The following is a 19,957-nucleotide window of genomic DNA, read 5'->3' on the forward strand; positions in this document are numbered from 1 at the left end:
CCCCGGCAGGGCTTGCCGCCATATCTCTAGATGTATCGGCCCGACGAGCAGACTCGATCGTCGGCTGGATGCGTTGAAGCATGGTCCTGGAACTCCTTTGCGTGCCGAACAGAACACGCCGCGCTCCAGGGGCAGTTCGGAACGGGAGACTCGCCAGTGGCAATGGACGCGCGTGACATCGAACGGCTGATCAAGGAAGGCATTCCGGACGCCAAGGTGACGATCCGCGACCTCGCCGGCGACGGCGATCACTACGCCGCCGAAGTGGTGGCGGAGAGCTTCCGCGGCAAGAGCCGCGTCCAGCAGCACCAGATGGTCTACGAGGCGCTGAAGGGCAACATGGGAGGCGTCCTGCACGCGCTCGCCCTGCAGACCAGCGCTCCGGAATAAGTCCCTGTGCGATCGGTCCTTTTCGACGTCGACGGCGTGCTGGTTCACAGTCTCTTCCACGACATCCCCGAACGCCGCCGACGCTGGGACCGCTACCTTCTCGAAGATACGGGGGTCGACCCCGAAGCCTTCCAGACATTCTTCGGTCCCGCTTTCATGGAGGTCATCGAAGGCAGGGTTTCGCTGGTCACGGCGCTGGAGGCGTTCCTGCCTACCGTAGGCTACCATCTCTCGCCCCTCGGCTTCATCGACTACTGGCTGGCGCGCGACACGCATGTCAACCTCCAGCTCATGAGCCTCCTCGCCAGGTTGCGGGCATCGGGTCCGGTGCGCCTTTACCTGGCGACCAATCAGGAGCATCTGCGCGCCTTCCACCTCTGGGACAAAGTGGGCCTGAAGCACCATTTCGACGACATGTTCTACGCAGCCCGCATGGGTGTCGCCAAGCCGGACCCGGAGTTCTTCCGGCGTGTCGAGGCGCGGATCGGCCCCCAGCAGGAGCCGCCGCTCTTCTTCGACGATTCGCGTTCCGTCGTTGCCGCGGCCAATGAATTCGGCTGGGAAGGCGTGGTGTTTTCAGATGTCGAGGATTGCGCCGGGCATTCCTGGATCGCCGGGCGGCTCGGCACCGTCATGGCCGGCCAGACATAGCGATGATCGGGCCGGCGGGGAGACAAGGAGCGTCGCGGCACAGCGACACCCATTGCGAAGACGTCCAACGCCGGAAGCACCGTTACGGCCTGTCGATTTCATAGGCAAGTCCGCTGCACTGGAAAGCCGGTCTGGATCAACGAAACTGTGCCAGCAAGATGTGCCGGCTATCTTCAAAGCTTCTTGCATGCGTCTTGTTTCGAGCCGCCGAACGGTCTATCTCATGGTCATGTTTCGAGCCTGCATGATCCGCGGGCGTGAAAGGACTTCTCTATGAGCGGCATATCCGAATACATCGACAGCGAGGTGAAGGGCAACGACGTCGTTCTCTTCATGAAGGGCACTCCGGGCTTTCCGCAGTGCGGATTCTCCGGCCAGGTCGTCCAAATTCTCGACTATCTCGGCGTGGACTACAAAGGCGTGAACGTGCTCACCTCGAACGAGCTTCGCCAGGGCATCAAGGACTATTCGAGCTGGCCGACCATCCCCCAGCTCTATGTCAAGGGCGAGTTCGTGGGCGGTTGCGATATCGTCCGCGAGATGTTCCAGGCCGGTGAACTGCAACCCTTCCTCGAGGAGAAGGGCGTCAGCGCCAAGGGCGCTGCCTGATCCCATAAGCGGAGCCCTCGGGGACGATCGCTCCCGGGTTAAGCCTCTGACGATGCGCCGGCGCCTGCCGGCGCATTTTCATTTTGCGCGAGAGGGAACGACGATGGATGCACAAGTTTCGGCCGGGGGCACAGGAAGCCGTCTCTCCATTCCCCGCTGGGAGTTCATCGCGCTCGCCGCGGCGCTCATGGCGCTCAATGCGCTGGCCATCGACATCATGCTGCCTGGCCTCCAGCAGATCGGCGCCAGCCTCGGCGTGGAGAGCGAGAACCACAGGCAATATGTCATCACGGCCTATGTGATCGGCTTCGGCCTGCCGCAACTCCTCTACGGTCCGATTTCCGACTGGCTCGGACGGCGTCCGCCGCTGCTGTTCGGCCTTGCCATCTATGTGATCGCGGCCTTCTGCGCTTCCTTCGCGCCGACCTTCGAGACTTTGCTGCTTCTGCGCTTCATCCAGGGTGTCGGCGCCTCGGCCACCCGTGTGATCGCGGTCTCCTTCGTTCGCGACGTCTTCGGCGGTCGCGCCATGGCCGAGGTCATGTCCCTGGTGTTCATGGTGTTCATGATCGTGCCCGTCGTCGCGCCGGGTGTCGGACAGCTGGTGATGCTGTTCTCCGAATGGCACATGATCTTCGTGTTCATGGGCCTGGCTTCGCTCGTCATCACGCTCTGGACCGCACGCCGGCTGCCCGAGACGCTGGAGCCCGAGCGCCGCCGGCCCTTCACGGTCGCCTCCGCGCTGGAGGGCTTCCGCATCGTGCTCTCCAACCGGCTGGCGCTGGGCTACACGCTGGCGACGATGCTGGTGTTCGGCGGCCTGTTCGGCTTCATAAACTCGGCCCAGCAGGTCTATGTCGGCATCTACGGCCTCGGCGTCTGGTTCCCGGTCCTGTTCGCGGCGGTCGCGGCGATGATGGCGGTCTCGTCCTTCGTCAATTCGCGCCTCGTGGGACGCTTCGGCATGCGCCGCCTGTCGCATGGCGCGCTTATCGGCTTCCTCGCCGTCAATACGATCCTGTTCGGGCTGGCGCTGCTGGGGCCGGTGCCGCTGGTCGTGTTTGTCGGGCTCTTCACCGTCGCCATGCTGCAATTCGGCTGGATCGGCTCGAATTTCAACGCCATCGCCATGGAGCCTCTCGGCCATGTCGCTGGAACGGCGTCATCCGTTCAGGGCTTCGTCCAGACGGTCGGCGGCGCGGTTATCGGCGCGCTCATCGGCCAGGCCTTCGACGGCACGGTGATGCCGCTCACGGCCGGCTTCTTCCTGCTGTCGATCCTTGCGCTCCTGCTGGTGCTGTTCGCCGAGCACGGCAAACTGTTCCAGGTGCACGGCAAGCCGACGCACTGAGTTCAGCTACGGTTGGGAAGAGAGGGCTATCGCGTATCGAGGGTGGCCGGCGGACTGCGTCCAGCCCTACTCCGCCCAGAGCTCGCGCCGCAATTCCTGCCAGCTCTCTTTGTCCGGAGCCACCAGCAGGCCGCCGTCGACATGGGAAGCGTTGTAGGCGCTGCCATCGAAACGGGCCGCGTGCCCACCCGCCTCCGCATGGATGAGCACGCCGGCGAGGTGATCCCAGGGCATCAGCTTGTTGTAGACCACGAAGTGGCCGAAGCCCGTGGCAAGCAGCCGGTACTCGCAGGCGGCCGCGCGATAGTTGAACTGCGACAGCGTCCTGACATGATTGCGCGCGAGCCGCGACCGCTCCGGCTCCGGCAGGAAGCTGAAGGAGATCGCGCCGGTCATCTGCGACATCGGGACCGGATCGGCAACGCGCGCCTTTTCCAGGTTGCCGTTGGAATGCCTGACATGGCTGCCAGCACCCTTCGCGCCGATCAACCAGTCCTTGCCCACTGGATCGTGGATGATGCCGGCGACCGTCTCGCCCTTGACGACGACGGCGAGCATGACGCCGAACAGCGGCATGCCGGAAGCGAAGTTGAAGGTGCCGTCGACAGGGTCGATGACGAAGGCGAGTGGCGCCTCGCCGAGCCCGTCGAGAATGCCGGGATTTTCCGAATGCGCTTCCTCGCCGATGATCACCGCGTCTGGATAGCGCTCGCGCAATCTTGCCGTGATCACGCGCTCCGCATTGACGTCGGCTTCCGTCACCAGATCCGCGGCCGAGGTCTTTTGCCTGATGTCGCCTCGATCGAGGCGCCGGAAGCGCGGCATGATCTCGGAGGTCGCGGCGTCGGCGAGCAGCGCCGCCAGCCAGTCGATTGCGTTGTCGTCAAAGGTCATGCGGTTCCTGCGTCGGCTGATTGTTCGTTGAGGGCGGCGAAGTCGAAAAGCTTGCGGTCGAGGAGATGCGAGGGCCTGACATTGCCGAGGGCGCGGATCATCGTGTCCTTGCGGCCCGGCATGCGCCGTTCGATATCTTCCAGCATCGCCTTCATGGCGTTGCGCTGCAGCCCTTCCTGGCTGCCGCACAAATCACAGGGGATGATCGGGAAGCGCATGCCATCGGCGAATTTGGCGAGGTCGTTCTCCGCGCAATAGGAGAGCGGGCGCAGCACCATCACGTCGCCTTCGTCGTTGAGCAGCTTCGGCGGCATCGCCGCCATGCGGCCGCCATGGAAGAGGTTCATGAAGAAGGTCTCGAGGATATCCTCGCGATGGTGCCCGAGCACCAGCGCGGCGCAGCCCTCTTCCCGCGCGATCCGGTAGAGATGACCGCGGCGAAGGCGCGAGCAGAGCGAACAATAGGTGTTGCCCTCGGCGATCTTGTCGGTGACCACCGAATAGGTGTCCTGATATTCGATGCGGTGCGCGATGCCGTGCCCGTTCAGATAATCGGGCAGGATGTGCTTGGGAAAATTCGGCTGGCCCTGGTCGAGATTGCAGGCCAGAAGCTCCACCGGCAGCAGGCCGCGCCATTTCAGGTCGAGCAGCAGCGCGAGCAGGCCGTAAGAATCCTTCCCGCCAGAGAGCGCCACCAGCCAGCGGTCGCCCGGCCGAACCATGGCGAAGTCGGCAATCGCCTGGCGCGTATTGCGCAGCAGCCGCTTGCGCAGCTTGTTGAACTCGACCGAGGACGGCACGTCCCGGAACAACGGGTGTGTCGCACCTTCGGCGTCGGAAATCTCGTCTGGGGACTGGTGCACTGTCATGGCCGACTCCTGCGCCCCGTTCCATAGAGCATTACTGCGACGTGCGTCCACTTGGACGCGCAAGGGAGGTCCCGGACCAAAAGAAAAAGGCCGCGATCGGGCGCGGCCTTTTTCGGTATTCGGATGCGAACGGTTAGCGCGAGTAGAACTCGACGACCAGGTTCGGCTCCATCTGCACGGCGAACGGCACATCGGCCAGGCCCGGCACGCGCTGATAGGTCGCGGTCATCTTGTTGTGGTCGGCTTCGATGTAGTCGGGCACGTCGCGCTCGGCGAGCTGGACCGATTCCAGCACCAGGACGAGCTGCTTCGACTTCTCGCGCACCTCGATCACGTCGCCCGGACGGCAGCGATAAGAACCGATGTTCACGCGCTTGCCGTTCACATTGATGTGGCCGTGGTTCACGAACTGGCGCGCGGCGAAGATCGTCGGAACGAACTTGGCGCGATAGACGATGGCGTCGAGGCGCGACTCGAGAAGGCCGATCAGGTTCTCGGAGGTGTCGCCCTTGCGGCGATTGGCCTCGTCATAGACCTTGCGGAACTGCTTCTCGGAGACGTCGCCGTAGTGACCCTTCAGCTTCTGCTTGGCGCGGAGCTGCAGGCCGAAGTCGGACATCTTGCCCTTGCGGCGCTGGCCATGCTGGCCGGGGCCGTATTCACGCTTGTTGACCGGGGACTTCGGACGGCCCCAGACGTTCTCGCCAAGACGGCGGTCGAGCTTGTATTTTGCGGATTCGCGCTTGCTCATCGCATTCCCTTCACAATATTGCACCGGAACCCCATGTTCCGGGCAGAGGAAACGCGCCCTCCTCTGGCCTCCGTTTTCGAGACCTGACAGGATCTTCCACGCACGCTTTGCGGAAAGACCCACGGGACACGTCAAATAGGACGCCGGACCTTTCGGCCCGGCGCTGGCGTGGCTCTAGTGGATCGGCTCCACGGTGTCAAGGAATTCCGAAAAACTATAGATCGCACGGGAGCGGGGCATCTCGCCACGCCGGCTCCCTGCCGCTCACGCCGCATCATGAAAGATCACGCCCGCGGTGAACCGTTCGCCAGAACGCACGCGGCTGACACCGTGGCGCATCTTCACGCGGTAGTCGCCGCGCGTGCCCGCATGCGGCCTGTCGTTGACGGCGAAGAGAGCGCCGTGCCCCATGCGCAGCGGCACCACCTCGGCGCGCGACTGCATGCGCGGGCGCTGCTCGGTGAGCACCAATTCGCCACCTTCGAACTCCCTTCCCGGCTCGCTGAGCAGGATCACGAGCTGGATGGGGAACAGATGCGCGCCGTAGACGTCCTGATGCAGGCAATTGTAGTCGCCCGACCGGTATTTCAGCAGGAGCGGCGTGGGGCGCGTCTGGCCGTCTGCGTGGCATTCGGCCAGGAAACCGTCCAGTGTCGCGGGGTAACGCCGGTCGAGCCCCATGCGCTCGTTCCAGGCGTCGGCGATCGGGGCGAGCCGCTCATAGAATGCCTGCCGCAGTTCGGCGATCGGCTGGGGCAGCGGATTGGCAAAATATTTGTACTCACCGGCGCCGAAGCCGTGTCGCTGCATCACGATATGGCTGCGGAAACGGCCATCCCCGTCGTAAAGCGAGCGTAGCGAAAGGCAATCCGCCTCGCTCAACAACGGGCCGGTGAGCGCCACGCCGAAGGCGTCGAGGTCGCGGGCGATCGATGTCCAGTCGAGAGCGGATGCGGTCTTGGCGGTCGTCATGGCTGGATCCCTGGTTTTCCATCGGGATCGTAGAAGGCCATATCGAGCGCCGCATTCCGTTTCTTGCCGGCGCCTCAGCCAATCTCCGACGTGGTGTCGAAACGCTTGCGTGCATTGCGCATCAGATCGCGGTTCTGCGACGCCCAGGTGCCCAGCGCACCGATAGGCACCGCGATCGATTGGCCGAGCTCGGTGAGCGCGTATTCGACCTCGGGCGGCATTGTGGGCCGCACGGTGCGTCGCACCAGCCCGTCGCGCTCCAGCGAACGCAGCGTGACCGTCAGCATGCGCTGCGAGATTCCCTCGATCGACCGTTTCAAGGCATTGAAGCGGAGAGGCCGAGGCTGAAGATTGATGATGACGAGCAGGCTCCAGGTATCGCCCACAATGTCGAGCACCTCGCGCACGGGACAACTGCCGACGCCGTCCCACTCGAAGCCCGGATTGGTGTGAAGCAAGGGCACCGGTGATCCCGGTCTCGACGCGGCATTCATGCGGTTCTCTCCATGTAACCAGGGCACGGAACAATGCGTTCTTACGCGTCCCTGCTCTGGGCTCTATATAGTTACCGTTGATAACCTGCTTACACAACATGCCTGCCCTTCTCGGGCCGGCCGAAGGAGAACGCCAAATGAAAATCGCGCTCATCGGAGCCTCCGGCTTCGTCGGCACCGCCATCCTGAAGGAAGCGGCAACTCGCGGCCACGCCGTCACGGCGATCGTCCGCAATCCGGATAAGGTGGAAAAGCTGCCCGGGGTCACGGCTGTGAAAGCTGACGTCGCCGACGCCGACGCGCTCGCCAAGGCGATTGCCGGCCACGACGTTGTCGTCTCCGCCTTCAACGGCGGCTGGGGCGACCCCGACATCTACAACAAGCATCTCGATGGCTCGAAAGCGATCATCGCGGCCGCTGGCCAGGCGAAGACCCGCCTGATCATGGTCGGCGGCGCCGGCAGCCTCGATGTTGCCCCTGGCGCACAGCTCGTCGATTCGCCGGAGTTCCCGGCGGAATGGAAGGCAGGAGCACTCGCCGCGCGCGACGCCCTTGCTGCGATCCGCGAGGAGAAGGAGCTCGACTGGTCCTTCGTTTCGCCCGCGATCCACCTGACGCCCGGAGAAAAGACCGGCGTCTACAGGCTCGGCGGCGACCAGCCCGTCTTCGACGCCAAGGGAGAAAGCGGCATCTCTTCCGGCGATCTTGCCGCCGCGATCGTCGACGAGGCCGAAACGCCGAAGCATTCGCGCAGGCGTTTCACGCTCGGTTACTGACAACGGCAAACAGCCGAAATCGCTTGCGGAGCGGCGGCGCCGGCGATCATCGTGACGGCCGCGCCGCGCGACGGTACTGGTCAGGCCAGGCCGAGGCCGAAGCCCTGCATCAGGCGCCGCGTGGCAAAGTCCGCCTTGCCCGACGTGAAGATCGCGATATCTCCGCCGTTGCGCGGCTCGAAGTCGTCGAATCCGTCCGTGTCGAGCAGCGACAAGGCGCGCCGGGCGATCGCCTCGGCCGGATCGAGCCAGTCGACCGGCCAAGGCGCGGTCTTGCGCATGCGGTTGACCAGGAAGGGATAGTGGGTGCAGGCGAGCACGACGATGTCGGTCCGCCTGCCCTCCTGTTCGATGAAACATGGGGCGATCTCGGAGCGGATCACCTCCTCGTCGACGAAACCCTCGCGCATATAGACCTCCGCCAGGCCGGCCAGCTTGTCGCTGCCGACCAGGCGGACATGGCATTTCGACGCCCATTGGGCGATCAGGTCCCTGGTATACTGGCGTTTGACGGTGCCCGGCGTCGCCAGCACCGAAACGAGGCCGGAGCGCGTGCGTTCGGCCGCCGGCTTTATGGCCGGCACGGTGCCGACGAAGAGACGGCCCGGAAAGACCTCGCGCAAGGCGTCGATGACGAGCGTCGATGCCGTGTTGCAGGGAATGACGGATATTTCGGGGTCGTAGCGATCGAGCAGCGTGCCGAACAGATCGAGGATGCGTGCCTTCAGGGCAGGCTCGTCCCACCGCCCGTAAGGGAACGCCGCGTCGTCGGCGACGTAGACGAAACGGCGGCCGGGCATCAGCACACGGGCCTCGCGCAGCACCGTCAGCCCGCCGATGCCGGAATCGAACATGAGGACCGGATGCTCAGCCATTGTCGACATCCTTCCCGGTTCCGGCAGCGCCATTCTCACCGTCATCCCCGCTCGAGCCGCGATCTGCTCCGCCGACGCCGCGATCTGCTTCGCCGACGCCGCGATGGGCAGCCGCATCGGCCTTCGCCTTACGTTCGGGATAACCGGAACCGCGCGGTTCCCTGGGCGAGAAATAGTCGAGCGACGCGACGACGCCGCGCAGCACCTTGATCTCGGGCTCGGCAAATCCGGGGCGTGTCAGCACGGCGCGCAGATTGTCGACCATCTTCGGCTTCTTGGCCTGCGGCCGGAAATAGCCCCTGGCCTCGAGCGCCTCCTCCAGATGCGTGAAGAGGCCCTGCAACTGCTCCTTGGGTGCCGGCGCCATCTCCGGGCCGGAGAACGGCGCCTCGTTTCCGACTTCCAGACCCGACTTCATCCACTCATAGGACATCAGCAGCACCGCCTGCGCGATGTTGAGCGAGGCAAAGGCCGGATTGACGGGAAAGGTCACGATCTCGTCGGCGAGGCCGACCTCGGCATTGTCGAGGCCGATGCGCTCGCGGCCGAAGAGGATCCCCGTCTTCTGACCCGCCCGGAAACGCTGCTGCAGCGCCTGTGCCGCCTCGACGGGACCGCGCACCGGCTTGAAGCCGTCACGCTCGCGCGCGGTGGTCGCGAAGACGAAATTCAGGTCGGAGATCGCCTCGGGCAGGGTCTCGAAGACCCTGGCGCCGTCGATGACATGATCGGCCCGGCTCGCGGCCGCTCGCGCCCGCTCGTTCGGCCAGCCGTCGCGCGGATTGACGAGGCGCAACTCGGACAGGCCGAAATTCGCCATGGCGCGCGCAACCATGCCGATATTCTCGCCGAGTTGCGGCTCGACGAGGATGATTGCCGGTCCTTCGGCGATGAGTTTGCGGTCGCGATCGGTGCCTGCCATGCTATGCCAATAAAGTGCTCTTTGCGGCTTTTGCGCGTCCCTGCCATATTCGCCGCGGAAAATGAAGCATCGGCAAAGAGGCTGGCATGAGCAACGAACTGGCCGAGCGGATCAGGGAGGTCGTCGGCGACGATCCCAATATCGGGGAAATCCGCATGTTCGGCGGCATCTGCTTCACGCTGAACCGCAACATGATGGTCGGCACGATGAAGGATGGCACGCTTCTCGTTCGGGTCGGCGCGGACGGCGAAGCCGCCGCGCTGGCTCTGCCCGGCGCCTCCAGGATGAATTTCACCGGCCGCGAGATGAAGGGCTACGTCATCGTCGCCGCCGAGGCGCTGGATGACGAGGCACTGCGGAACTGGATCGCCATGGCATCGGCCCATGTCGGCCCGATGCCGCCCAAGCCCGCGAAAGCACCGAAGAGGAAATAAGGTTCAGCCAGTCGGAGCGGCGCCTACTGCGTGCATTCGTTCTTGAAGCGCGCAAGCTTCGCCCCATCGCCCTTTTCGGGCGCCAGGGTAAACGCCTCGCCGCCCACGACGAGCATGGCACCCTCGCCGCTCCCCTCGGTCAGGGCGTCGAACAGCGGGGTCGGATCGGAGATGCCCGTCGTCAGCATCCAGCCACCGTCCATCTCGTTGGCGTCGAGATGGACGCTCGTGAACTGCAGGTCGACGGTCTTTCCGCCCGCCAGTTTCATCGTCCCGCTCGGCCACGCATCGGTGACAAGAATCATCGCTTTCGCGACCTGCTCCACGGGTCCGGTGATGATCGAGAACCGCACCGGCGGCCATTGGCCGGGCGAGCAGGTCAGCGCGTGATACACACATTCGCCGGCCTCTTCGGGCGTGCAGGGGCTGATGGCGACCGTCGCCGTGCCGTCTTCCGCCGCGTTGAAAATGGCGTGAAGCTGTTCCGCGCCGGCCGCGACCGGGACCAGCAGACTTGCTGCGGCCAGTATCGATTTCCAAAGCAGCATCCCCCACCCCCACTCTTTCCAGCAATGCGACAATCAACGCCGCCCGCATCGTCAGATCTGTTTATCCGAACCCGCTGTCGCGGGCACAAGGAATTTTCTCATGATGTCGGCAACTTCCTTCGGCTTCTCATGCAGGATCCAGTGGCCGGCGCCGGCGACCTTCTTGACGGTCAGGTCGTCGGCGAAACGGTCGAGCCCCTCCAGGCAGACCGGCCGCAAGGCTTCGTCGGCGTCGCCCCAGATCACCAGATGCGGCATTCGAACCTTCGCCCTGTCCGCTTCCATGGCGAGCAGCGGCGCATCCGTCACGACCTCGTCCGGCCGGGGCACGACCACCGGCGACGAATTGTACCAGTGGAGCATGGCCTGCATGGCTCCCGGCCTTGCCCATGCCGCACGGTACTGGGCCTCGATCTCCGGCGTCATCCAGTCCGTCTTCGAGAAACCGGCGATCATCCTCAAGGTCCGCGCGAAATCGTCTTCGACCATGCGTTCGGCGGCGTCGGCCGCGCGCAGCTTGTGGAAATACTGGCTGGCCCTGCGCTGCCCCGCATCCTCCAGGATCGCCCGCTGGAAACAGACCGGATGCACCCCGTTGGCGATGACGAGACGCGTCAGCCGGTCAGGATGGGCGAAGGCATAGGCGTAGGCGATCGAAGCACCCCAGTCATGTCCCGCGAGGATGAAGGGCTTGCCTGGTGAAAGCTGGTCGGCGAGCGCCGCCACATCGGCCACCAGATGTTTCGCCCGATAGGCCTCTTCGCCCGCCGGCTTGGACGACAGGTTGAAACCGCGCTGGTCTGGCGCGACCACGTGGAAATCCCCGGCCAGCTCGAGCATCACCTCCTGCCAGGCAGCCCAGTATTCGGGGAAACCGTGCAGGCATATGATAAGGGGGTTGGCGGGATCGCCGGTCGACGCGACGTGAAGCCTGACGTCGCCGACATCGAAGAATCCGAAGCGCATTCCATTGACCTCCCTCTATGGGCCGACGCGGCTTGCGACCGTTTGCGCAGCGGTATCCGCTTTGCTATAGGGGCCGCATTTCTCAGATCACGATCCTTGCGGGACAGCTGTCCCGAACTCCAGAAACGAGGCATTTCCCATGGCGAAGATCAAGGTGGCAAATCCGGTCGTCGAGCTCGACGGCGACGAGATGACCCGCATCATCTGGCAGTTCATCAAGGACAAGCTCATCCATCCCTATCTCGACATCGATCTCGAATATTACGATCTCGGCATCGAGAGCCGCGACGCCACCGACGACCAGGTGACGATCGATGCCGCCAATGCCATCAAGAAATACGGCGTCGGCGTGAAATGCGCCACCATCACGCCCGATGAAGCGCGCGTCGAGGAATTCAAGCTCAAGAAGATGTGGAAGTCGCCCAACGGCACCATCCGCAACATCCTGGGCGGCGTGATCTTCCGCGAACCGATCGTCTGCAAGAACGTCCCGCGCCTCGTGCCCGGCTGGACCAAGCCGATCATCGTCGGCCGCCACGCCTTCGGCGATCAGTACCGCGCCACCGATTTCCGTTTTCCCGGCAAGGGCAAGCTGACCATAAAGTTCGTCGGCGAGGACGGCCAGACCATCGAGCACGACGTGTTCGACGCGCCGTCCTCCGGCGTTGCCATGGCCATGTACAACCTCGACGATTCGATCCGCGACTTCGCGATGGCTTCGTTCAACTACGCGCTGGACCGCGGCGTGCCATGCTACCTCTCCACCAAGAACACGATCTTGAAGGCTTATGACGGCCGCTTCAAGGACATCTTCCAGGAGGTGTTCGACAGGGAATTCGCCGAACGATTCAAGGAAAAGAAGATCTGGTACGAGCACAGGCTGATCGACGACATGGTGGCGTCGGCGCTGAAGTGGTCGGGCGGCTATGTCTGGGCGTGCAAGAACTATGACGGCGATGTCCAGTCCGACATCGTCGCGCAGGGCTTCGGCTCGCTCGGCCTGATGACCTCGGTGCTGGTAACGCCCGACGGCAAGACGGTCGAGGCCGAGGCTGCGCACGGCACCGTCACCCGTCACTATCGCCAGCATCAGAAGGGCGAGGAGACCTCGACCAACTCGATCGCATCGATTTTCGCCTGGACGCGCGGCCTCGCCCATCGCGCCAAGCTCGACGGCAATGCCGAGTTGCAGAAATTCGCCGAGACGCTGGAGAGGGTCTGCGTCGCGACCGTCGAGAACGGCTACATGACCAAGGATCTGGCCCTCCTGATCGGCGCGGACCAGCCCTGGCTGTCGACGACAGGCTTCCTCGACAAGATCGACGAGAACCTGCAGAAGGCGATGGCGGCCTGAGCCGATCGCAGACACTCCGGCCGCTTCGGGCGGCCGACATTCCCGTCGTCGAACCATAGTTCGACGACGCCGATGCCGTGAAACGGCTGGGCGGGCGAGACTGGTCCGCCTTCTTGATCGCGCATATCGCGGCGAGCGAACGGCCCTTCGCGCTTGCGTTCGGCCCCGGGAAGCGCCGATCCGGCCATGTCGAAGCCGCCAAACGTCTCCCGCTCCATCAGTTCACGCTTCGCGGGAGTTCTTCGTCGGCGTCGAGGACGAAAATGAGGCGAGCGCGCGGCGGCTCAGGAGCGTCGGCTTCCGGTGCGCGACCGAGACGGACGAGGACGGCTTCCGCCGTTTCGCCTGGCCGCAGCAGGGTCGCCACGCAGCCGGCTGCTGGATGCCGCCGCATGGTTGAAACGGCATCCATCCCCCGGCATGCTTGAAGCGGGAGCGAAGCGCTGGGAGCCAACTGCCATGCCCGAACCGATCCGCGTCTTCGGAGCGGACTACAGCGTCTATGTCAGGATCGTGCGGCTGATGCTCGAAGAGAAGGGCATAGGCTACGAGTTGATCCCGGTCGACATCTTTGCGCCGGGCGGGCCGCCCGACTGGTATCTCGACCTCCACCCATTCGCCCGTATTCCCGCTTTCGAGCACGGCAGCCTCCACCTTTTCGAGACGGCAGCGATCACCCGCTATGTCGATGAGGCCTTTGACGGTCCGGCGCTGCAACCGGCGGAGGCGAAGGGTCGCGCCGTGATGAACCAGATCATCGGTCTGCTCGACGCCTATGCCTATCGCACGCTGGTCTGGGACATCTATGTCGAACGCGTGTCGAAACCGCGAGAAGGCAAGGCCTCCGACGAGGTCGTCATCGCATCAGCCCTGATCAAGGCGAAGACCTGCCTTGCCGCCCTCGCCAGCCTGAAGTCCGCAGGCCCCTGGCTGCTCGGCAAGCAGTTGACGATCGCCGACCTCCATGCCGCGCCGATCTTCGCTTATTTCCTCAAGGCGCCCGAAGGGCGTGAGCTCATGAATGAGCAGCCGGCGCTTTGGGAATGGTGGCGTCTGATATCCGCGCGGCCGAGCTTTGCCGCGACCGAGCCGACGGATTGAGGCCATCCATCCTCGTCGGAGGGGCGAACGAAGGCTGGCGGTGGGAGATTCTTCCCGCGTTCGCGGGAGAAGATGCCGGCAAGCAGACGGAGAGCGGTGCCGCGCGGCAAAAGAGCCCCGCCCCCATCAGGTTCCGTGCGGTTGGATCAAGCCGCGCCTTCCATCGCCGCCTTCACGGCCGCGATGGCCTCCCCGGCCTTGGCCGCGTCCGGCCCGCCGGCCTGGGCCATATCGGGCCGGCCGCCGCCGCCCTGCCCGCCGAGTGCGGTCGAAGCGACGCGCACGAGGTCGACCGCGCTGAAGCGCTTGACAAGATCCTCGGTCACCGCGACCACGACGCTCGCCTTGCCGTCGTCGCCGCTGCCGACGAACACGACCACACCGGATCCGAGCGTCTTCTTGCCCTCATCGGCCAGCGGCTTCAGGTCCCTGGGCGCCACGCCGGAAACCGACTTGCCGAGGAAGCCGACCCCGGCGACCGTCTCGCTGTCGCCGCCATTGCCGGCCGCGCCGCCCCCGCCGAGCGCCAGCTTCTTGCGCGCATCGGCGAGGTCGCGTTCAAGCTTCCTGCGCTCGTCGAGGAGCGCTGCGACACGCGCCAGCGCATCGCCGGGCGAAACCTTCAGCGCCGCCGCCACGGCCTTGAGCCTGCGATCCTGCTCGTCGAGATGCTTTCGGGCCGCGTCGCCTGTCAGCGCCTCGATACGGCGCACCCCGGCTGCAACGGCACCTTCCGATACCAGCCTGACCAGGCCGATGTCGCCCGTAGCCGAGACATGGGTGCCGCCGCAAAGCTCAACCGAATAGGGCTTTCCGGCCTTGTCGCCATGCAGCGCCGCGCCCATCGACACCACACGCACCTCGTCGCCGTATTTCTCGCCGAACAACGCCATTGCGCCCTCGGCGATCGCGTCGTCGACGCTCATCAGCCGGGTCGTCACGGGGCTGTTCTGCACGACGATCTCGTTGGCCATAGCCTCGACCTTCTCGAGTTCCTCCGCCGAGATCGGCTTCGGGTGCGAGAAGTCGAAACGCAGCCGTTCCGGCGCCACCAGCGAGCCTTTCTGCGCCACATGCGTGCCGAGTATTTCGCGCAGCGCCTCATGGACGAGATGGGTGGCCGAGTGGTTGGACCGCAGCCGGGTGCGGCGCGCATGATCGACCTTCATCTCGACGGCGAGGCCGGGCCGAATGGTACCCTTCACGACGCGGCCGCTGTGAACGAAGAGCCCGTCGCCCTTCTTCTGGGTGTCGGTGATCTCGATCTGGAATCCGTCGCCGGCCATCGTCCCGGTATCGCCCATCTGGCCGCCGGACTCGCCGTAGAACGGCGTCTGGTTGACGACGATGCCGACCGTGTCGCCCTCTTTCGCCTCGTCCACGACGGCACCGTCCTTGACCAGCGCCCCGATGATGCCTTCGGCCTGCTCGGTGTCGTAGCCCAGGAACTCCGTGGCGCCCGTCCTGTCCTTGACCGAGAACCAGACCGCCTCGGTTGCGGCCTCGCCCGAACCGGCCCAGTTGGCACGCGCCTCGGCCTTCTGCCGTTCCATCGCAGCGGTGAAGCCAGCGAGATCGACGGAAATGCTGCGCTGGCGCAACGCGTCCTGCGTCAGGTCGAGCGGGAAGCCGTAGGTGTCGTAGAGCTTGAACGCCGTCTCGCCGTCGAGCATGTCGCCGGCGCCCAACGTCTCGGTCGCATCGGCAAGGAGTCCGAGGCCGCGCGCCAGCGTCTTCCTGAAACGGGTCTCTTCCAGCTTCAGCGTTTCGGTGATGAGCGCCTCGCCGCGACCGAGCTCGGGATAGGCCTGTCCCATCTCGCGCACCAGCGCAGGCACCAGCTTCCACATCAGCGGCTCGCCGGCCCCGAGCAGCTGCGCATGCCGCATGGCGCGACGCATGATGCGGCGAAGCACGTAACCGCGCCCCTCGTTGGAAGGCAGCACGCCGTCCGCGACCAGGAAGCAGGACGAGCGCAGATGATCGGCGATCACGCGGAAGGATGCCAGGTTCCCGGCATCCGGACCGTGCCCCAGCGCCGAAGACGTTGCGTCGATGAGGTGGCGGAACAGGTCGGTCTCGAAGACGCTCTCGGCCCCCTGAAGAATCGAGGCCATGCGCTCGAGACCCATGCCGGTGTCGATCGATGGGCGGGGAAGCGAAACGCGCTCTTCCTTGGTCACCTGCTCGTACTGCATGAAGACCAGGTTCCAGAATTCGAGGAAGCGGTCGCCATCCTCCTCGGGGGTTCCGGGGGGGCCGCCCCATATATGTTCGCCACGGTCGATGAAGATTTCGGAGCACGGGCCGCAGGGACCGGTGTCGCCCATTGCCCAGAAGTTGTCCGAAGTGGCGATGCGGATGATGCGGTCGTCCGAGAAGCCGGCGATCTTCTTCCAGTGGTCGGCCGCCTCGTCGTCGGTATGGTAGACGGTGACGAGCAGCTTGTCCTTGTTCAGCCCGAACTCCTTGGTGATCAGGTTCCAGGCGAGCTCGATGGCGCGTTCCTTGAAGTAGTCGCCGAAGGAAAAGTTGCCGAGCATCTCGAAGAAGGTGAGATGGCGGGCGGTGTAGCCGACATTGTCGAGGTCGTTGTGCTTTCCGCCGGCGCGCACGCTCTTCTGCGCGGTCGCGGCGCGCGAATAGGAGCGCGCCTCGAGCCCGGTGAACACGTTCTTGAATTGCACCATGCCGGCATTGGTGAACATCAATGTCGGGTCGTTGCGTGGCACGAGCGGGCTCGATGCGACGATCTCGTGCCCGTTTTTCCGGAAATAGTCGAGGAAAGCCGACCGGATCTCGTTTACGCCACTCATGAAGCTGCCTTTTTCAGAGGAACCGCCGGTCCCGGCGGGCGATATGGATAGGGCCTTTTAGCGACAGCGCGGGAGACTGTCCAGAAAGCCGCGAAGGCCTGGAATCCGGGCTCCGCCATGACCCGCAAGGCATGATGCGCAGCCCGGTTCGGACGCGTTCGCCGGGAGGAACAACGACAAAGCCGCCGGCGTGAAGCCGGCGGCTTTGTCGTTCGCGCGAATTGTTGCGTGCGGCGACTACATCTCGCCCGCTTCATCCAGGCCGCCGTCTTCGCCGCCGCCATTCTCGAGGAACTTCTCCGCGATAAGGCCCGCATTCTGGCGCAGCGCCGTCTCGATCTCGCGCGCGAGTTCCGGGTTGTCGCGCAGGAAGTTCTTCGCATTCTCGCGGCCCTGGCCGAGACGCTGCGAATTGTAGGAGAACCAGGCACCCGACTTCTCGATCACCCCTGCCTTGACACCGAGATCGACGAGTTCGCCCGTCTTGGAGACACCTTCGCCATACATGATGTCGAACTCGACCACCTTGAAGGGCGGCGCCAGCTTGTTCTTGACCACCTTGACGCGGGTCTGGTTGCCGACGACCTCGTCGCGGTCCTTCACCTGGCCGATGCGACGAATGTCGAGCCGGACAGAGGCGTAGAACTTCAGCGCGTTGCCGCCCGTGGTCGTCTCGGGCGAGCCGAACATGACGCCGATCTTCATGCGGATCTGGTTGATGAAGATAACCATGGTGTTCGAGCGCGAGATCGACGCGGTCAGCTTGCGCAACGCCTGGCTCATCAGGCGGGCCTGGAGGCCGGGCAGAGCGTCGCCCATCTCGCCCTCGATTTCCGCCCGCGGCGTCAGCGCCGCGACCGAATCGACGACCAGCACGTCGATCGCGCCCGAACGCACCAGGGTGTCGCAGATCTCCAGCGCCTGCTCGCCGGTATCCGGCTGCGAGATCAGGAGGTTTTCGAGATCGACGCCGAGCTTGCGCGCATAGACCGGATCGAGCGCATGTTCCGCGTCGACGAAGGCGCAGATGCCGCCCTTCTTCTGGGCCTCGGCGACCGTGTGCAGCGCCAATGTCGTCTTGCCCGAGCTTTCCGGTCCGTAGACCTCGATGATGCGTCCGCGCGGCAGGCCGCCGATGCCGAGCGCGATGTCGAGCCCGAGCGAGCCGGTCGACACCGTTCCGATCTCGACCACCTGCTCGTTCTGGCCGAGCCGCATGATCGAGCCCTTGCCGAAAGCGCGCTCGATCTGCGACAGCGCCGCATCCAGAGCCTTTGATTTGTCCACCGAATTGTCCTCTACAAGCCGCAATGTGTTCTGAGCCATGATACATTACCCCTGGGTCGTCAATGAAGACCGGACTATCCGGTGAATGGTTAGGATTTGTACCTCTTTTGTTCCCGTTTGACAAGAGGACATAACGGACTGAAACAAAATCGGAATTCGGATCCGTTCTATTTATGTCCCAAAGGCGCGCCTGCCGCGCGCGAGCGCTTCGTGCCATCCGCCCGACGTTCCGATTCGCTGCACTTGCATGCCCGCTGGCCGGAAGCCGAACACTCCGGCGCCCGGACCGCTCAGGATGGATAGAGATCCTGGAACCTGACCAACGGTCGATGCATCGACCGTTGGAGCGCGCGACCGCGTGGCCCACGCCCGTTGGCGCGAAAGCCAGGCAGCCCGAAAGGGCCGTGCCGGCGCGTGAGGCCCAACAATCAAGCCTCGCCGGCGCCAGAGGCCAACTATCAAGTCAATGGCGAGAGCTGGATCTCGACACGACGGTTCTGCGCGCGTCCCTCCGGCGTCGCATTGGTGGCAATCGGCCGGGTCGCGCCGAACCCGGTCACGGCGAAACGCCTGGAATCGACGCCGCGGCCGCTCAGATAGTTCGCGACGGACAAAGCGCGACGCTGCGAAAGGTCGAAATTGTGGCCGGCGCTGCCGGTCGAATCGGTGTGGCCGTAGACGTCGACAATCGTGCGGTTGAACTTGTTGATGACCAGAGCCACAGAATTCAGCGTCGGATAGAAGGCCGGCATCACCTGGTCCTGATCGGTCGCGAAGGTGATGTTCGACGGCATATTGAGAATGATCTGGTCGCCCGAGCGGGTGACGCTGACGCCCGTGCCCTGCAACTGCCGGCGCAGTTCCGCCTCCTGCTGGTCCATGTAGTTGCCGGCAAGGCCCCCGGCCAGTGCACCGATACCCGCGCCGATCAGCGCATTGCGGCGATCGTCGCCGCCGGCCAGCATGCCGAGGCCCGCGCCGAGGCCTGCGCCGAGCGCGGCTCCACCCAGCGTGTTCGACACCTTGGGCTGGCCAGTATAGGGGTCAGTCGTGCACGCGCCGACGAAAATCGTGGCCGCGAGCACGGCCAGCACTGTCTTCTTCATCCGGTCATCCCTCTCCAGGTCTTCGCGCGCCGAAGCGCGTGTGAATCAATGCCTGCGCGGCCTTGTAGCACGATTGTGGGCGAAATGCGGTATGAAGGCGGCCGAACGAGCCGATGTTGTGGATCGCCGCCAGGGGGTAGGCCGGACTCGCTTTCGCCGGGGCCGGCCCTATGCCGTCAGTAGCCGCGCGGCGGCACGAACAGGCAGATCGTGCGGCCGTTGTTGGCGCCTGCCACCGAGCACCAATGGAACGCGCCGTCAGGCGAATTCTTAACGCGGGCGTCCGTATAGGCGAGCACCTCGCCCGTGCCCAGGATCACGTACCCTTCCGGACGCTCGCTGATCGCCTTCTTGCTCACCTCCCTGCAGTCATAACCGGAGCAGCATGCAAAGGGATAGCTCCAGCCTCTCGGCTGGGCGGCGCTGGGCATCGCGTCATGCGCGAGCCCCGGACCCGCAGGCACAATTCCGAGCAGGGCCAGGCCGGCAAGACGCCACGCGGTCCAGGATGCGACGATCGCTGCCCGCCTCGGTGAGATCAAGTCCTTGAGGTTTCGAAACATTGGCGACATTCCTGACAGAGGCTCCAAGCAAATGCTGGCCCTTACCGGAACGTGACATCCCAAAACCGCATGCCGGACGGCGATCGTCTCGCGTGCCGGCATGGATGCTTTTCCAATGCTTGATCTAGGGTGTGCCGATTCTCTGGGCAACACAAGCAACCGAATGACGCACAATCGTCGCAATATGAGGAGTTGCAGTTGTCGCCGCAACTCACATTGCTTTGGGCA

21 protein-coding genes are annotated in these 19,957 nt (G+C 64.4%); 8 read left to right on the forward strand and 13 right to left on the reverse strand.

The genetic code is table 11. The features are described 5' to 3' along the window. Positions 1-156: 156 nt before the first annotated feature. The 4 genes from JN302_RS26445 (at position 157) to JN302_RS26460 (ending at position 3,001) form a co-directional block, all read left to right on the forward strand. Positions 157-390, forward strand: coding sequence for a BolA/IbaG family iron-sulfur metabolism protein (locus tag JN302_RS26445; RefSeq protein WP_202307007.1), 234 nt, complete (start codon positions 157-159; stop codon positions 388-390). Positions 391-396: 6 nt separating this feature from the next. Continuing rightward, positions 397-1,041: an HAD family hydrolase gene (locus tag JN302_RS26450; protein ID WP_202329712.1), complete on the forward strand. Its 645-nt coding sequence runs from the start codon at positions 397-399 to the stop codon at positions 1,039-1,041. A 273-nt stretch (positions 1,042-1,314) separates the two neighbouring features. Beyond that, the gene (gene grxD / locus JN302_RS26455; RefSeq protein WP_202307011.1) at positions 1,315-1,650 is read left to right on the forward strand and encodes a Grx4 family monothiol glutaredoxin; all 336 of its coding nucleotides are present in this window, start codon (positions 1,315-1,317) and stop codon (positions 1,648-1,650) included. A gap of 103 nt (positions 1,651-1,753) precedes the next feature. After that, positions 1,754-3,001, forward strand: a complete 1,248-nt coding sequence (locus JN302_RS26460) for a multidrug effflux MFS transporter (RefSeq protein WP_202307014.1) — start codon at positions 1,754-1,756, stop codon at positions 2,999-3,001. A 66-nt stretch (positions 3,002-3,067) separates the two neighbouring features. Here the strand turns inward: JN302_RS26460 and JN302_RS26465 are convergent, their stop codons facing one another. The 5 genes from JN302_RS26465 to JN302_RS26485 form a co-directional block, all read right to left on the reverse strand. Continuing rightward, entirely contained in the window at positions 3,068-3,895 is an 828-nt protein-coding gene (locus JN302_RS26465) for an inositol monophosphatase family protein (protein WP_202307016.1), read from the reverse strand. Next, positions 3,892-4,764: a tRNA 2-thiocytidine(32) synthetase TtcA gene (ttcA, locus tag JN302_RS26470; protein WP_202307018.1), complete on the reverse strand. Its 873-nt coding sequence runs from the start codon at positions 4,762-4,764 to the stop codon at positions 3,892-3,894. Before ttcA ends, JN302_RS26465 begins: the two co-directional genes overlap by 4 nt. A 133-nt stretch (positions 4,765-4,897) precedes the next feature. Next, positions 4,898-5,515 (reverse strand): 30S ribosomal protein S4, encoded by a 618-nt coding sequence (gene rpsD, locus JN302_RS26475; RefSeq protein ID WP_202307022.1) that lies wholly within the window; start codon positions 5,513-5,515, stop codon positions 4,898-4,900. A 264-nt stretch (positions 5,516-5,779) separates the two neighbouring features. Continuing rightward, positions 5,780-6,487 (reverse strand): 2OG-Fe(II) oxygenase, encoded by a 708-nt coding sequence (locus tag JN302_RS26480; protein ID WP_202307023.1) that lies wholly within the window; start codon positions 6,485-6,487, stop codon positions 5,780-5,782. 74 nt (positions 6,488-6,561) lie between these two features. Continuing rightward, a complete protein-coding gene (locus JN302_RS26485; RefSeq protein ID WP_202307024.1) occupies positions 6,562-6,981 on the reverse strand; it encodes a winged helix-turn-helix transcriptional regulator in 420 nt (139 codons plus the stop codon). Positions 6,982-7,118: 137 nt separating this feature from the next. On the opposite strand from JN302_RS26485, the gene JN302_RS26490 reads away from it, so the two are divergent. Beyond that, positions 7,119-7,757 carry an NAD(P)-dependent oxidoreductase gene (locus tag JN302_RS26490; protein ID WP_202329713.1) on the forward strand — a complete coding sequence of 213 codons (639 nt, stop codon included), beginning with the start codon at positions 7,119-7,121 and terminating at the stop codon, positions 7,755-7,757. 80 nt (positions 7,758-7,837) lie between these two features. On the opposite strand, the gene murI is transcribed toward JN302_RS26490, so the two are convergent. Together murI and JN302_RS26500 are read right to left on the reverse strand one after the other, a co-directional pair. Next, positions 7,838-8,632, reverse strand: coding sequence for a glutamate racemase (gene murI, locus JN302_RS26495; RefSeq protein ID WP_202329714.1), 795 nt, complete (start codon positions 8,630-8,632; stop codon positions 7,838-7,840). Continuing rightward, complete coding sequence (locus JN302_RS26500; RefSeq protein ID WP_202329715.1) at positions 8,625-9,554, reverse strand: RNA methyltransferase; 930 nt, start codon at positions 9,552-9,554, stop codon at positions 8,625-8,627. Before JN302_RS26500 ends, murI begins: the two co-directional genes overlap by 8 nt. Positions 9,555-9,640: 86 nt before the next feature. On the opposite strand from JN302_RS26500, the gene JN302_RS26505 reads away from it, so the two are divergent. Beyond that, on the forward strand, positions 9,641-9,988 hold the full coding sequence (locus JN302_RS26505) for a TfoX/Sxy family protein (protein WP_202329716.1): 348 nt from the start codon (positions 9,641-9,643) through the stop codon (positions 9,986-9,988). A gap of 23 nt (positions 9,989-10,011) precedes the next feature. On the opposite strand, the gene JN302_RS26510 is transcribed toward JN302_RS26505, so the two are convergent. Together JN302_RS26510 and JN302_RS26515 are read right to left on the reverse strand one after the other, a co-directional pair. Continuing rightward, complete coding sequence (locus JN302_RS26510) at positions 10,012-10,536, reverse strand: hypothetical protein (protein ID WP_202329717.1); 525 nt, start codon at positions 10,534-10,536, stop codon at positions 10,012-10,014. Positions 10,537-10,587: 51 nt separating this feature from the next. Further along, positions 10,588-11,502 carry an alpha/beta fold hydrolase gene (locus JN302_RS26515; RefSeq protein ID WP_202329718.1) on the reverse strand — a complete coding sequence of 305 codons (915 nt, stop codon included), beginning with the start codon at positions 11,500-11,502 and terminating at the stop codon, positions 10,588-10,590. Positions 11,503-11,641: 139 nt separating this feature from the next. Between JN302_RS26515 and JN302_RS26520 the strand changes: the two genes are divergently transcribed. Both JN302_RS26520 and JN302_RS26525 read left to right on the forward strand, forming a co-directional pair. Then, complete coding sequence (locus JN302_RS26520) at positions 11,642-12,856, forward strand: NADP-dependent isocitrate dehydrogenase (RefSeq protein ID WP_202307036.1); 1,215 nt, start codon at positions 11,642-11,644, stop codon at positions 12,854-12,856. A gap of 459 nt (positions 12,857-13,315) precedes the next feature. Further along, on the forward strand, positions 13,316-13,957 hold the full coding sequence (locus JN302_RS26525; RefSeq protein WP_202329719.1) for a glutathione S-transferase family protein: 642 nt from the start codon (positions 13,316-13,318) through the stop codon (positions 13,955-13,957). A 146-nt stretch (positions 13,958-14,103) separates the two neighbouring features. Here JN302_RS26525 and alaS read toward each other — a convergent pair whose 3' ends face one another. From alaS to JN302_RS26545, 4 genes are all read right to left on the reverse strand, one after another. Continuing rightward, on the reverse strand, positions 14,104-16,773 hold the full coding sequence (gene alaS / locus JN302_RS26530) for an alanine--tRNA ligase (protein WP_202329720.1): 2,670 nt from the start codon (positions 16,771-16,773) through the stop codon (positions 14,104-14,106). 237 nt (positions 16,774-17,010) lie between these two features. After that, complete coding sequence (gene recA, locus JN302_RS26535) at positions 17,011-18,099, reverse strand: recombinase RecA (RefSeq protein ID WP_202307040.1); 1,089 nt, start codon at positions 18,097-18,099, stop codon at positions 17,011-17,013. Positions 18,100-18,518: 419 nt separating this feature from the next. Continuing rightward, positions 18,519-19,166, reverse strand: coding sequence for an OmpA family protein (locus tag JN302_RS26540; protein ID WP_202329721.1), 648 nt, complete (start codon positions 19,164-19,166; stop codon positions 18,519-18,521). 176 nt (positions 19,167-19,342) lie between these two features. Then, positions 19,343-19,729, reverse strand: a complete 387-nt coding sequence (locus tag JN302_RS26545) for a hypothetical protein (RefSeq protein WP_244742159.1) — start codon at positions 19,727-19,729, stop codon at positions 19,343-19,345. Positions 19,730-19,957: the final 228 nt, after the last annotated feature.

Source organism: Mesorhizobium sp. L-8-3 (genome assembly GCF_016756615.1).
Lineage (GTDB): Bacteria > Pseudomonadota > Alphaproteobacteria > Rhizobiales > Rhizobiaceae.